Source organism: Acidobacteriota bacterium (assembly GCA_020853395.1).
Lineage (GTDB): Bacteria > Acidobacteriota > Vicinamibacteria > Vicinamibacterales > SCN-69-37 > JADYYY01.
The window spans coordinates 23,951-37,412 of sequence record JADYYY010000008.1; the positions used below are offsets into that span (position 1 = coordinate 23,951).

Below are 13,462 nucleotides of genomic sequence, written 5' to 3' on the forward strand. Positions count from 1 at the left end.
CGACCGCACAGCCGGCGCTCACCCGAGGCCGGCCAGCCAGGCACCCGCCGGGTCGCACTCCTCCAGACTGCCCAGCACGACATCGGCGCCTGCCTGCCCGAGATCGTCCCGCGTGTAAGTCCCCGTCGCCACGCCGACCGCTACGGCCCCATGCGCGCGGGCACAGTCCACGTCCAGCGGCGTATCGCCAATCACCACGACGCGTGAGATCGGCACGTCGATGCCGGCCCGCCGGGCGCGCTCGAGCGCAACCGGCACGAGGTCCCGCCGGTCGAGGTGCCGATCGCCAAACGCGCCGAAGGCGAACCGATCCCAGAGATCGAAGTGCCTGAGCTTGATGGCGGCCCCGGCCTCGAAGTTCCCGGTGAGCAGGCCGACGCCCACGTCGCGGCGGGCCGTCATCGCATCCAAGAGGCCGCGCACACCGGGCAGGACGCCGAAGCCGGCGCCCTCGGCGCGGTGGAGCTCGGCGGGCAGGCGCGCGAAGTAGGCGGCCGACAGCGCCCGCACGCGCGGATCGCTCGGCTCGACGCCGATCCGCGTGAACGCGTCGATCACGATCGACTGGTCCGTCCGGCCGGCGACCCGAATGCCGTGCAGCGCATCCGGCCGGCCATGCAGCGCGCCGAAGGCGTCCGCCATGGCACGGACGCCGGCGCCGAGCGTCTGGACGAGCGTGCCGTCGATGTCGAACAGCACCAGCCAGGACGTCACGACGACCGTCGCTTTCCCAGGAACCGGCGCCACCAGCCGTCGCGCCGCAGCTCGCCGCTGTCAGGCGCGACGGTGGCCGCCTCCGCCCCCGTTCCGAGAACGAACGCCTCGTCGTCGCTCAGCGCGAGCCATCCGATCGATCGCGCGCGCGCCGCGGACGCGACAATGGCGCCAAACGTCTCGCGCTCGCCCGGGTCGTCGAGCGCAACCGTGGGATGCTCGAGCAACAGGAGCGCCGGCTGCACGGCGAGCGCGCGGGCGAGGTGCACGCGAACGAGCTCGGTAGCCGACAGCGTCCCCGCCGGGGCGCTCAGCCGCGCCCGGGGCAGCTCGACCTCGTCGGCGAGCCGCTCCACTGCGGCGCGCACCTCGTCGGCCATCGGATCGATAGCGAGCGTCATCGGCAGCGCCAGGTTCTGCGCGATCGGCAGCGCCCCGATCAGCACGGCCCGCAGCGTCACGAGGCCGAACCGATCGAGCGAGGCGAGCCACTCGGTGTCCGTCGCGATCTCGCGCGTGTCGCGGCCGGCGATCCGGACATGCCCTTCGTCTGGCACGGAGGCACCGGTCACGAGGTTGACGAAGATCTCCGCCGCGGCGGCGTCGAGCCCGCGCAACACGAGCGTCTCGCCCTCGCGCACGTGGAGCCGCCTGAGGCGCAGCGGCGCCGGCGCGCCATAGAACTTGGCCACGCGATCGATCTCGACGAGCGCAGGCGCGCCGGTTCCGTTCGGCATTCAGAGCCGCCCGCGGCGGGCCACGAGATCGTCGTACCGCTCCCGGGGAAGCGCCACACGACCGAATCCCTCGACCCGCCCGCTGCCGTGCCCGTGGTAGTCCGACCCGCCCGTCACACACAGGCCGTGCGCATCGGCCAAGGCGATGTACCGCGCCTGATCGTCGGCGGTGTGGTCGGGATGGAACGCCTCGATGCCATCGAGCCCGTGGTCGATGAGCCCCGGGATCATCGCGTCGAGCCCCATCTTGCCGGGATGCGCCAGCGACACGAGGCCGCCCGCCTCGTGGATGCGAGCCACGACCTCCTCGGGCGGACTGCCGCGGCGCGCGACGAACGCCGGACGCCCATCGGCGAGGAAACGTTCGAAGGCGTCGCCGATGTCGGCGGCATGACCGGCGGCGACGAGGGCGGCGGCCACGAGCGGCCGGCCGACGCTTCGCCCGTCCTGTGCCGTCGCGGCGACGAGCGGGCCGGCGTCGATCGCGACCCCGAGCCCTTCGAGCCGCTCGAGCATCTCGAGCAGGCGACGCCGGCGCTGCTGCTGCTGCACGGACAGGAAGTCGAGCAGCGCCGTCGCTTCGGGATCGATGAAGTAACCCAGGATGTGGACGTCCTTCGACCGGTACACCGCCGTGACTTCGATGCCGGCAATGCACACCATGCCGGCGTCTGCCGCGGCAGCCTGTGTCCGTCGGATCGCGGCCGTCGTGTCGTGATCGGTGACGGCCATGATCGTGATGCCCACCGCGTGCGCTTCGCGGGCGAGCTCCTCTGGAGACGACCGTCCGTCGGACGCGGTGGTGTGGAGGTGGAGATCGATCACGCGGGACGTTTTCCGCGCGGTCCGGAACGGGCCCGGTCCGCCGGGCGCCGGCCGCGGGGCGCACGTTGACGCTGGCGAGCCATGAGATCCCGGTACTCACGAACGAGCAGGTCGCGGTGCTCGCGCTCCTCCGCCGCGAACTCGAGAAACACCCGCTTGCCCTCGGACTCCTCGAACCGCTCCCCGTAGCGCTGGAAGAACCGGTGCGACGCGCGTTCGCAGCGAATCCCGATGAGCAGCGCCTCGCGGTCCGTGACGCCCTTGCGGGTCAGCTCCTCGGCCCCGGCCGCGAACAACCCTTCGGACGCGCCCTTGAAGAAGAGAAAGGCCGGCTGCGACTCGAGCCTGGGATCCTGGGCGATCAGTTCGCGGTAGCGCGCCTCGAGCTTGGCGAGATGCTCCTTCTCCTCGTCCGCCAGCCGACGAAACACGTCACGCCCGCGCGAGTCTCGCGCGAGCCTCGCAGCCCGGGCATAGAACGTCAGGCCGCTGCGCTCGGTCGCAATCGCCACGCGGAGCGCATCGCGCGCGAACACGGCGTCGAGCGGCACGGCGGGAGGCTCGGCGGGCCGCCCGGCTGCGCAGTGCTCGCACGTGCCGTAGATCTGAATCACGCTCTCGTCGGGCCGGAACCGCCGGACGACGGCAACCTCCTCGATGAGCGCCTCGATGTCGGAGCTCAGGAACTCGATCGACTGCCGGCACTGCTTGCAAATCAGATGGAAGTGCCGGGGATGCCGGTAGGCGTGTTCGAACCGGAAGTTGCCGCCGCCGAAGTCCACGCGCCGCGCGATGCCGGCGTCGATCATCCACTGCAGCGTGCGGTAGATCGTCGCCCGGCTGATGCGCGGGTCGCGCGCGCGGACGAGATCGGCGAGCTGTTCGGCGCTGAGATGCCCCTGCTGCTCGAGGAACACCGAGACGATGACGTCCCGTTTGCCGGAACGCCGGCCGCCGGAAGGACGATGCCGCTCGACGAATTCAGCGGGAGACAGCATGGAGCGTCGGAACGGCGGCGGGTCGGGACTCACCACATTCGCGCTCGGACGTCGAGCGCCGAGCGAAGACCCGCAGCCGCGCCATGGTCGGCCTCCTCGCCGATGGCAGAGACGGTCCGGCGGCTAGGCGCTGAACGAGGATCCGCAGCCGCAGGTGGACTTGGCGTTCGGATTCTTGATCGTGAAGCCGCCGCCCATTTGGTTGTCCACGAAATCCACTTCGGCGTTCTTCAGATACCGCAGACTGATCGGATCGACGACGAGCCGGACACCGTTGACTTCGAAGATCTGGTCCGAGTCCGTGTCCCCGCCGGCCTCGTCGATCATCAGGCCGTACTGAAATCCGGAGCAGCCGCCGCCTTGCACGAACACGCGCAGCCCGGACCCGACCTTGTTCTCCTCGACGAGCAGCTCGTTGATCTTCTCCGCCGCGGTTTCGGTCACGTGGATCATGGTTTGATTATAGCAAGGAGCCCGCTGACACATGGAGTCGCCCATCCTGGTCGCCGGCGCATGGACCACGACAGCCCACGCGCTCCCGGTGCGCAATCCCTACGACGACAGCCTGGTCGGATCCACCTTCCTCGCGGGCGAGGCGGAGTTCGAGACGGCCGCCGACGCTGCGGTGCGCACCCGCCGGGCCATGGCTGCGCTGCCAGCCTACGAGCGCGCCGAGATCCTGCTGCGGGTCGCCGGCGTGCTCGGCCGGGAGCGCGAGGCTGTCGCCGCAACGCTCGCCGCCGAGGCGGGCAAACCGATTCGAGACGCCCTGGGGGAAGTCGATCGCGCCGTGCTGACCTTTCGGGTCTCGGCCGAGGAAGCGCAGCGGATCGGCGGCGAGCTGATGCCGCTCGACGTCGTGTCGCGCGGCCGCCGCCGCCTGGCGATCACGCGCCGGGTACCGGTCGGCCCGATCGCCGGCATCTCGCCGTTCAACTTCCCGATGAACCTCGTCGCGCACAAGCTGGCGCCGGCGATCGCGGCAGGCAACCCCATCGTGCTGAAGCCGGCGACGCGCACGCCCCTCTCCGCGCTTGCGCTTGCGCGGCTGCTCGACGAAGCCGGCGTCCCGAAGGGTGCGTTGAGCGTGATGCCGATGGCACGCGAAGTCGGCGACCAGCTCGTGACCGACGCGCGTTTCGCGCTGCTGAGCTTCACCGGCTCGGCCGACGTCGGCTGGCAGATGAAGGCCAGGGCCGGGCGCAAGCGCGTCGTCCTCGAGCTCGGCGGAAACGCTGGCGTCATCGTCGATCGCGACGCCGACCTCGATGCCGCCGTGGCCAAGATGGTCGCCGGCGGATTCGCCTATGCAGGCCAGAGCTGCGTGTCCGTGCAGCGCATCTACGTGCACGACGCGATCTACGACCAGTTCGCGAGCCGTCTCGTCGCCGCCGTCGAACGGCTCAGCGTCGGCCCTCCCCTCGATCCGACGAGCGATCTGAGCTCGCTCATCGACGAACGCGAGGCCGCGCGCGTGCAGGCCTGGGTGGACGACGCGGTCGCGGCCGGCGCGCGCATCCTGACGGGCGGCCGCCGGCTCGGCCGCGCCGGCTTCGCGCCCACGGTGCTGAGCGACGTGCCCGCGACGTCCAAGGTCTGCGCCGAAGAGGCGTTCGCCCCGCTCGTGGGGCTCTACCGTTTCTCGGCATTCCGATCGGTGATCGAGGAGATCAACCGTTCCCGCTACGGCCTGCAGGCCGGCGTCTTCACGAACACCTTGCAGCACGCGCTGCTCGCCTTCGACGAGCTGGAAGTCGGCGGCGTCATTCTCAACGATACGCCGTCGTATCGCATGGACCAGATGCCGTACGGCGGCGTCAAGGACTCCGGCATCGGACGCGAAGGTCCGCGATTCGCGATCGAGGAGATGACGGACCTGCGGCTGCTCGTCATCAACCAGGACCGGTGACCGGCACGAACGTCGTCTCCGCATTCGCTATGCTGTGGACCCCATGACCGACCGTGCGTCCCTCCAGGATCTCGTCGCGCGTCGCATCGCCACGCGCCTCGTCGCCCGTGATTCGCTGATCTACGCGCCGCCCGAGGTGGCCGACGTCCATGCCAGCGTGCGGAACCGCCTGGGATGGCTCGACGCTCCGCGCGCCATGACGGCGCGCGTCGAAGAAGTCGCTCGGGTCGTCAGAGCCGCGGCCAGCGACGGCCTGACGGACGTGTACCTGCTCGGCATGGGCGGCAGCAGCCTCTGCGCGGAGGTGCTGCGCGACGTGCCCGGCCCGCGGCGGGCCTCGGCCCGCCTGGCGGTCCTCGATACGACGGACGAGCGCGCCGTGTCGGACGTCACGCGTTCGCTCGTGCCCGATCGATCGCTGTTCCTCGTCGCGAGCAAGAGCGGCTCGACGATCGAGGTGACGTCGCTCGAACGGCACTTCTGGACCGTGATGCACGCGACGACGGGCGAGCGGACGGGCGCGCACTTCGTCGCCATCACCGATCCCGGAACGTCGCTCGTCGCGCAGGCCCGAGCCGAACGCTACCGACACACGTTCGTCAACCCGTCCGACATCGGCGGACGGTACTCTGCCCTGTCGCTCTTCGGCCTGGTGCCGGCGGCCCTGCTCGGCATCGACATCGAGGGCCTGCTCGCGTCGGCGGCACGTCTCGCCACGCACTGCGCGCACGACGACGTGGCGAATCCGGGCCTCGCGCTCGGGGCATTCATGGGCAACCAGGCGGCGGCCGGCAGAGACAAGCTCACCCTGATCGCGGCGCCGCCGCTCGCGCCGATCGCCGCCTGGATCGAGCAGCTCGTCGCCGAGAGCACCGGCAAGCTCGGCACGGGCATCCTGCCCATCGCCGACGAGCCGCCGGCCCCGCCGGCGAAGTACGGATCCGATCGCGCGTTCGTGGCCATCGTCACGCGCGAGGATCGCGAGACGCGCGAGCGCGCCCACGCGCTCGAGGCCGCCGGCCACCCGGTGTTCATCATCGAGACCGAGCCTGCCGATCTGGGCGCCGAGTTCTACCGCTGGGAGTTCGCCACGGCCGTCGCCGGCCATGTGCTGGGCGTCAATCCGTTCGACGAACCGAACGTGCGCGATGCGAAGGTCCGGACGCAGCAGCAGCTCGACGTCCGTGCGAAGAGCGGCGCGTTCACGCTCGATCCGCCGCTCGTGCCCGTCGGATCAGGCATCGCGAGGCGTCAGCACGGCGACATCCCGTCCACCCACGCCGGGCGCTACGTGGCGCTGCTCGACTATCTGCCGCAGGACGCAGCGCGTGGCGGCGCCGTCGCCAGAATCCGCGAGACGATCCGGCACCGCACGGGTGCGGCCACGACCTACGGCGTCGGGCCGAGATACCTTCATTCGACAGGGCAGTACCACAAGGGAGGGCCGAACACCGGCACCTTCGTGCTGTTGACGGGGGCGGACCGCACGGCGACGGCCGTGCCAGGCGCCGGCTACACGTTCAGCGTCCTCAAGCAGGCGCAGGCGCTCGGCGACTTCGAGGCTCTCGTCGCCGCAGGACGGCACGTCGTGCACTATCACCTTGACGATTCAACTGCCGATCTCCCCCGCGTGTTCGAACGGGTCGTCTCGGATCTCACGTGACCTTGCCTCGGCCGTTCGTCGCCGCCGCAGCCTGCAGCTTGCTGACGGTTCTCCCGGCCGCGCAGACGCCGCCGCACGGCCGGCTCTTCCCGCCGGAGGACCTCGTCATCCTCGAAAGCCCCGACCGGGAAGCCTGGCAGCAGCCCGAACGGATCATGGACGCCCTTCGGATCGCCGACGGCTTCCACGTGGCGGACATCGGCGCGGGCGGCGGATGGTTCACGATCCGCCTGGCCCGTCGCGTCGGTCCGAATGGCCGGGTGTACGCCGAGGACGTACAGCCGCAGATGATCGATTCGATTCAGCGGCGCGTCTCGGAGGGCGAAGGCCTGCGCAACGTGACCACGGTCCTGGGCACGATGGACGATCCGCGGCTGCCGACGGGGCTCGACGCCGTGCTGATGGTGGACACGTACTCGCAGTTGCGCAACGCCGTCAATCTGCTGGAACACATCAACGAGGCGCTGGCGCCGAACGGCCTGCTCGGTGTCGTGGACTTCAAGAACGACGGCGCGGGTGGTCCGGGACCGGCGCCCGAGGAGCGCGTCGATCCAGACGTCGTGCGGCGGGATGCGGCGGCCGCGGGACTCGTCTTCAAGTCCCACGAGACGTTTCTTCGCTACCAGTACCTTCTGGTCTTCGGAAAAGGTCCGGCGACGAGCCGATCACCCAAGCCGGCGGCCCGCTAGCCGCCAGGTTTTCGGCAGAAGCATCGCCGCGGCGGCGAGCTTGAGCACGTCGAGCAGCACGAACGGGGCGAGACCGATCGTCAGCGCGGAACCAACGGCGCCAACGTGCGCGAGCGCCAGCCAGCTCACGCCCCCTGCGTAGATCACGCCCAAGCCGGCGAGCATCGCGAGAAACGCGCTGACGTAGCGCCGATCCCATCCCTGCTCGGCCAGCCAGCCCGTGACGAACGCCGCGACCGGGTAGGCCATGAGATACCCGCCCGTCGGCCCGAGGACACGGAGCACTCCGGGCGGCAGCGTCGCTGAAGGCGCGAACACGGCGAGCCCCGCGACCCCGCTGACCACGTAGACGACTTGCGACATCGCACCGAGCCGTGAGCCCAGCGCGGCCCCGGTGAGCAGCACCGCGATGGGCGTCAACGTGAACGGGACGGCCGTAAACGGAACGGTCGTCGTAAACTGGGCCGCCGCCGCCGTGAAGGCGGCCGCGAGCGCGACCACCGCGATGCGGAGCGGCGTGACGAGCGCCGAGCCCGCGATGGACGATGCGATCAGAGCACGCGACGTGACAGGAGCAGACACGAGAGGATTCTAGTCAATGCGCACGGCACTGACAATCGCCGGAAGCGATTCGGGAGGCGGTGCCGGCATCCAGGCGGACCTCAAGACGTTTGCCGCGCACGGGGTCTACGGCACGTCGGCCGTCACGGCGGTGACCGCCCAGAACACGCGCGCCGTCGGCAGCGTGTTCCTCGTGCCTCCTGACATCGTCGCGGCGCAGATCCGGATGGTCGTCGAGGACTTCGGCGCCGACGCGGTGAAGATCGGCATGCTCGGCTCTACCGGGAACGCGTCGGCGGTAGCGGAAGCGCTGCGCCGCTGGCGTCTGCCGCACGTCGTCCTCGACACGGTGCTCGCGTCGAGCACCGGCGTCCCGTTGCTGGAGGAAGGCGGCGTGCGCGTACTGCAGGACGAACTGATGCCGCTGGCGGAGGTCGTGACGATGAACACCCGGGAGGCGCACGTGTTGACCGGCATCATCGTCGTGGACGTGCCCACGGCCCGGACGGCCGCCAGCCGTCTCCACGATCTCGGTGCACGAGCCGCGATCGTCAAGGGCGGTCATCTCGACGGGCCGCCTGTCGACGTGCTGTACGACGGGCGGACGTTCACCGAGTTCGCCGGCGAGCGGATCGCGACGCGGCACACGCACGGGACAGGCTGCACGTTCGCGGCGGCCATCGCGGCGCGCCTGGCCCTCGGTCATCCGCTGGCGCCGGCGATCCAGGCTGCCAAGGCTTACGTGACGCGTGCGCTCGCACAGGCGCCCCATCTCGGCAGCGGTCACGGCCCGCTCGCCCATTTCCCACAGTGACCGCATCGCTATCGTCGCGCCTCCGCCGGCTCAGCCGGCTGCTCTACGCCCAGGTGCTCGTCGCCATCGTTCTCGGCGGTTTGCTGGGCCACTACGATCCCGCCACCGCCGTCGCGCTGAAGCCGCTCGGCGACGGCTTCATCGCGCTGGTCAAGATGCTGATCAGCCCGGTGATCTTCTGCACGGTCGTGCTGGGGATTGCCGGGGCGGGCGAGATGAAGAAGGTCGGCCGCGTCGGCGGCAAGGCCATCCTGTACTTCGAGGTCGTGTCCACCATCGCGCTCGTGATCGGCCTCATCGTCGTCAACGTCCTCCGGCCGGGTGCCGGCTTCAACGTCGACCCCGCGACGCTGGATGCGTCGGCCGTGGCGACGTACGCCAAGGCCGCCAGCGAACAGAGCACGGCGGAGTTCCTGCTGCACATGATCCCGGTGACGTTCATCGACGCCTTCACCGGATCGGGCAACCTGCTGCAGGTCCTGCTGCTCGCGGTGCTCTTCGGCTACGCGATGCTGCGCCTGGGCGATGCCGCCGAGCCGATCCTCCATGTGATCGAGGCCGCCTCCCGCATCTTCTTCGGGATGATGAACGTCATCATGCGCCTGGCGCCGCTCGGCGCCGCGGGCGCCATGGCCTTCACGATCGGACGCTACGGCGTGGCCGCGCTGGGCCCGCTGGTCAAGCTGATGGGCGCGTTCTATCTGACGTGCCTGCTGTTCGTCCTTCTCGGGCTCGGTGCCATCGCGGCGTTCACCGGGTTCAGCATCGTGCGCTTCGTCAGCTACATCCGCGACGAGCTGCTCATCGTGCTCGGGACGTCATCGTCCGAGGCGGGGCTGCTCCCGCTGATGCACAAGCTCGAACGCCTCGGGTGTTCCAAGTCCGTTGTCGGTCTCGTCGTGCCGTCTGGCTACTCGTTCAATCTCGATGGCACGAACATCTACATCACGATGGCGGCGATGTTCGTCGCGCAGGCCCTGAACATCGACCTGACGATCACCGAACAGCTCACGCTGCTCGCCGTGGCGATGCTGACGTCGAAGGGCGCCTCGGGCGTGACCGGCGCCGGCTTCGTCACGTTGGCGGCGACGCTGGCCGTGGTGCCATCGATCCCGATCGCCGGCCTGGCGCTGATTCTCGGAATCGACCGCTTCATGTCGGAAGCGCGGGCGCTCACGAACTTCGTCGGCAACGGCGTGGCCACGATCGTCGTCTCGCGCTGGGAAGGCGAGCTCGACCGCGAGACGCTCGCGCGTGAGCTCACCCGCGGCGCGCCGTCGGCCGCGTCCGGCACCCACACCTGACGCAACGGCCGGACGCGCGCCGGCTTCTCGAGTGCGCCGCGCGAGAGTGGAACGGCGCGGCGCGCACGACGGGCCGCGCCGCACGTCCCGTGCCTGGCCGCCGTTGTACACTGCACCGATGTCCGCGGCGCCGCTCGTCGGCATCGTGCGCGAGCCGCTGTCGCTCGATCGGCTGACGGCCGACGTGTCGGCCCGGGCGGAATGGCTGGCGGACGGATACGGCGCGATCGCGAGCTTCGTCGGCGTCGTGCGCGCGGTGCACGGCGGGCGCCGGGTGCGACATCTCGAGTACGAAGCCTTCGCGCCGCTCGCCGAGAAGGTCTTCCGCCAGATCGTCGCGGAAGCGGACGTGGAATGGCCCAGGACCGTGCTCGGCCTGGTGCACCGGGTCGGACGGCTCGAGATCGGCGAGGCGAGCATCGTCATCGTCGCGGCGTCGGCGCACCGCGCGGCCGCCTTCGCGGCGTGCCGCTATGCGATCGAACGAGTCAAACAGATCGCCCCGGTGTGGAAACACGAGTTCTTCGAGGGCGGCGACGCCTGGGTCGAGGGCGCGCTGGCCGACCCGACCGACGATGCGGCGCGCCGCCAGGCGCTGGAGCGATCGTGCGGGTGACGGTGCGGCTGTTCGCGATGCTGCGTGAGCGGGCGGGCACGAGCGAGTGGGCCTGCGATCTTCCACCGGGCGCGTCGGCGGCCGACGCGTGGCGCGCCCTCGTGCGCGCGCACGCCGGCCTCGAGAGCTTCAGCGGCGCCGTCTCGCCGGCCGTGAACGAAGAGTTCGCGCGAATGGACACGCGCCTCCGCGACGGCGATGACGTGGCTTTTCTGCCGCCCGTGTCGGGCGGTCAGGGTGAACGGACGCAGGATGACGCCGCAGGTTCTTGAGAAACTCCAGTCGGTCGAAGCGCGCTACGACGAGCTGACGCGCCTGCTCAGCGACGCCTCGATACAGGCGGATCCGTCGACGTACCGGACGCACTCCAAGTCGCTCGCCGATCTGCAGGAGATCGTCGACCGCTATCGCGAGTACCGCCATCACGAGCGCGCTCTCGTCGAGGCGCGCGACCTCGCCGCTTCCGGCGATGCCGATCTGCGCGAGCTCGCGGCCGAGGAAGTGACGCCGCTCCAGGCGAAGCTGACCGCGCTCGAAGCGGAGATCGAGCGGCTGCTCATCCCGAAGGACCCGAACGACGACCGCAACGTCATGCTCGAGATCCGGGCCGGCACCGGCGGAGACGAGGCCGCGTTGTTCGCCGCCGACCTCTTCCGCATGTACACACGCTTCGCCGAACGGCATCACTGGAAAGTCGACGTCATCTCGAGCCATGCCACCGGCGTCGGGGGCATCAAAGAGGTCATCGCGAGCATCGAGGGGCGCGGCGCCTACCGCTTCATGAAGCACGAGAGCGGCGTCCACCGCGTGCAGCGCGTCCCGGTCACCGAAGCGAGCGGCCGCATCCACACCTCCACCGCGACCGTCGCGGTGCTGCCCGAGGCGGAGGAAGTGGACATCCAGATCGACCCGAAGGATCTCCGGATCGACACCTTCTGCTCGAGCGGACCCGGCGGCCAGAGCGTCAACACGACGTACTCGGCAGTGCGGGTCACCCACCTGCCGACGGGGCTCGTCGTCTCTCAGCAGGACGAGAAGTCGCAGATCAAGAACCGCCAGAAAGCCCTGAAGGTCCTGCGCGCGCGCCTGTACGAGATCGAGATGCGGCGACAGCAGGAAGCGATTGCGAAGGAGCGGCGGGGCCAGGTGGGCACGGGCGAACGATCGGAGAAGATCCGGACGTACAACTTCAAGGAGAACCGGATCACCGATCATCGGATTAACTTCACGATCCATCAGCTCGCCGATGCCCTCGACGGCGATCTCGACGAGTTGATGGGGGCGCTCGATGCCCGCGAGATGGCCGAGCGGCTCCGCGAAGCGACGGCGGTCGGTCCGGCTGAAACGCGGTCGGCCGGCTGACGTGCGGGGGCGCCCTCCGTCCGGCGCGGCGCCGACCGTCGCCGCCCTCGTCGACCGCGCGGCCCGCGCGCTCGGTGCGGCGGGCCGGCCCGCGGACTCGAGCCGCATGGACGCCGAGGTGCTCGCACGGCATCTTCTCGGTTGGGACCGCGCCGGTTGGCTCACGCACATGCACGAGCGGCCGCCCGCCGGGTTCACAGAGGCCTTCGACGCAGCCGTCGCCCGCCGCGCCCGCCGAGAGCCCGTGGCGTACATCACGGGCATCCGGGAGTTCTACGGACGTCCCTTTCGGGTCACGCCGGACGTGCTGATCCCTCGTCCCGAAACCGAGCGCGTCGTCGACGAGGCCCTGCGGGCGATCGACGAGCGCCGACCGCACGTCGCGCGCGTGCGCGTCGTCGACGTGGGCACCGGCAGCGGGTGCATCGCCGTCACGCTCGCGCTCGAGCGGCCGGGCATCGAGGTGGTCGCGACGGACGTCTCGCCCGCGGCGCTCGCGGTCGCGCGCCGCAACGCCGCCGATCTCGGTGTCGCTGACGTCCGGTTCGTCGAAGAGCCGCTCGTCGGTGGCGCGATCGGCGCCTATGACCTCGTGGTCTCGAACCCGCCCTACGTGGCTGAGCAGAGCCGTCAGGAATTGATGCCGGACGTCCGCGACTACGAGCCGCCGATCGCCCTGTTTGGTGGACCGGATGGGCTCGAGGTGCTCCGATCGCTGCTGCCTCGGGCCGAACGCGCGCTGGATCCAGGCGGCTGGCTGGTCGTCGAGATCGGCAGCGATCAGGACGAGCGCGTCCGCCGGCTGGCCGCCGAGGCGACGAGTCTCTCGCCGATCGGCATCGAGCCGGATCTCGCGTGCCATCCCCGCGTGCTGGTGGCCCGACGAGGCGCGCCGCCCTCGCCGCGGCTCCGTATAATCGGCCGATGAGCTGCCTCTTCTGCCGAATCGTCGCCGGTGAGATCCCGGCGTCCACGGTGTTCGAAGACGACGTGCTGGTGGCGTTCAACGACGTGAACCCGCAAGCCCCGATGCACGTGCTCATCGTGCCCCGCCAGCACATCGAGACGTTGAACGATCTCAGCGCGTCTCAGGACGAGCTGATCGGATCGATGGTGCGCCGCGCCGCCGCGATCGCCGCCGAGCGCGGCTACGACAGCCTGGGATACCGCACGGTGTTCAACTGCAACGCCGCGGCCGGCCAGACCGTGTTCCACATCCATCTGCACGTGCTCGGCGGCAGGCATTTCAGTTGGCCGCCGGGATGATCGA

The 13,462-nt window shown here is 70.1% G+C and carries 16 protein-coding genes; 10 read left to right on the plus strand and 6 right to left on the minus strand.

What is annotated here, in order from left to right; translation table 11 throughout:
- Positions 1–18: 18 nt before the first annotated feature.
- The 5 genes from IT184_07455 to erpA form a co-directional block, all read right to left on the minus strand.
- On the minus strand, positions 19–714 hold the full coding sequence (locus IT184_07455) for a haloacid dehalogenase-like hydrolase (GenBank protein MCC7008636.1): 696 nt from the start codon (positions 712–714) through the stop codon (positions 19–21).
- On the minus strand, positions 711–1,451 hold the full coding sequence (locus IT184_07460; protein ID MCC7008637.1) for an ATP-binding cassette domain-containing protein: 741 nt from the start codon (positions 1,449–1,451) through the stop codon (positions 711–713). The genes IT184_07455 and IT184_07460 overlap by 4 nt, the downstream gene beginning before the upstream one ends.
- Positions 1,452–2,276 (minus strand): PHP domain-containing protein, encoded by an 825-nt coding sequence (locus tag IT184_07465; protein MCC7008638.1) that lies wholly within the window; start codon positions 2,274–2,276, stop codon positions 1,452–1,454. It abuts the gene before it with no gap.
- On the minus strand, positions 2,273–3,274 hold the full coding sequence (locus tag IT184_07470) for a transcriptional repressor (GenBank protein MCC7008639.1): 1,002 nt from the start codon (positions 3,272–3,274) through the stop codon (positions 2,273–2,275). Before IT184_07470 ends, IT184_07465 begins: the two co-directional genes overlap by 4 nt.
- Before the next feature lie 123 nt (positions 3,275–3,397).
- A complete protein-coding gene (gene erpA / locus IT184_07475) occupies positions 3,398–3,727 on the minus strand; it encodes an iron-sulfur cluster insertion protein ErpA (protein ID MCC7008640.1) in 330 nt (109 codons plus the stop codon).
- Between the two features lie 31 nt (positions 3,728–3,758).
- On the opposite strand from erpA, the gene IT184_07480 reads away from it, so the two are divergent.
- The 3 genes from IT184_07480 to IT184_07490 are packed head-to-tail and all read left to right on the plus strand — an operon-like array spanning position 3,759 to position 7,535.
- Entirely contained in the window at positions 3,759–5,183 is a 1,425-nt protein-coding gene (locus tag IT184_07480; protein ID MCC7008641.1) for an aldehyde dehydrogenase family protein, read from the plus strand.
- Between the two features lie 43 nt (positions 5,184–5,226).
- Entirely contained in the window at positions 5,227–6,846 is a 1,620-nt protein-coding gene (locus IT184_07485) for a glucose-6-phosphate isomerase (protein ID MCC7008642.1), read from the plus strand.
- Positions 6,843–7,535, plus strand: coding sequence for a class I SAM-dependent methyltransferase (locus IT184_07490; GenBank protein ID MCC7008643.1), 693 nt, complete (start codon positions 6,843–6,845; stop codon positions 7,533–7,535). The genes IT184_07485 and IT184_07490 overlap by 4 nt, the downstream gene beginning before the upstream one ends.
- Here IT184_07490 and IT184_07495 read toward each other — a convergent pair.
- Positions 7,512–8,117, minus strand: a complete 606-nt coding sequence (locus tag IT184_07495) for a biotin transporter BioY (protein MCC7008644.1) — start codon at positions 8,115–8,117, stop codon at positions 7,512–7,514. The two genes, IT184_07490 and IT184_07495, sit on opposite strands and share 24 nt — an antisense overlap.
- 16 nt (positions 8,118–8,133) lie before the next feature.
- Between IT184_07495 and thiD the strand changes: the two genes are divergently transcribed.
- From thiD to IT184_07530, 7 genes are all read left to right on the plus strand, one after another.
- A complete protein-coding gene (thiD, locus tag IT184_07500; GenBank protein MCC7008645.1) occupies positions 8,134–8,910 on the plus strand; it encodes a bifunctional hydroxymethylpyrimidine kinase/phosphomethylpyrimidine kinase in 777 nt (258 codons plus the stop codon).
- Complete coding sequence (locus tag IT184_07505; GenBank protein MCC7008646.1) at positions 8,907–10,214, plus strand: dicarboxylate/amino acid:cation symporter; 1,308 nt, start codon at positions 8,907–8,909, stop codon at positions 10,212–10,214. Before thiD ends, IT184_07505 begins: the two co-directional genes overlap by 4 nt.
- Positions 10,215–10,332: 118 nt before the next feature.
- Positions 10,333–10,830 (plus strand): molybdenum cofactor biosynthesis protein MoaE, encoded by a 498-nt coding sequence (locus tag IT184_07510; protein MCC7008647.1) that lies wholly within the window; start codon positions 10,333–10,335, stop codon positions 10,828–10,830.
- Positions 10,821–11,102: a molybdopterin converting factor subunit 1 gene (gene moaD / locus IT184_07515; protein ID MCC7008648.1), complete on the plus strand. Its 282-nt coding sequence runs from the start codon at positions 10,821–10,823 to the stop codon at positions 11,100–11,102. Before IT184_07510 ends, moaD begins: the two co-directional genes overlap by 10 nt.
- Complete coding sequence (gene prfA / locus IT184_07520; GenBank protein MCC7008649.1) at positions 11,083–12,192, plus strand: peptide chain release factor 1; 1,110 nt, start codon at positions 11,083–11,085, stop codon at positions 12,190–12,192. The genes moaD and prfA overlap by 20 nt, the downstream gene beginning before the upstream one ends.
- Before the next feature lies 1 nt (position 12,193).
- The gene (prmC, locus tag IT184_07525; protein MCC7008650.1) at positions 12,194–13,120 is read left to right on the plus strand and encodes a peptide chain release factor N(5)-glutamine methyltransferase; all 927 of its coding nucleotides are present in this window, start codon (positions 12,194–12,196) and stop codon (positions 13,118–13,120) included.
- Positions 13,117–13,458, plus strand: coding sequence for a histidine triad nucleotide-binding protein (locus IT184_07530; GenBank protein MCC7008651.1), 342 nt, complete (start codon positions 13,117–13,119; stop codon positions 13,456–13,458). Before prmC ends, IT184_07530 begins: the two co-directional genes overlap by 4 nt.
- The last annotated feature ends 4 nt before the right edge of the window (positions 13,459–13,462 follow it).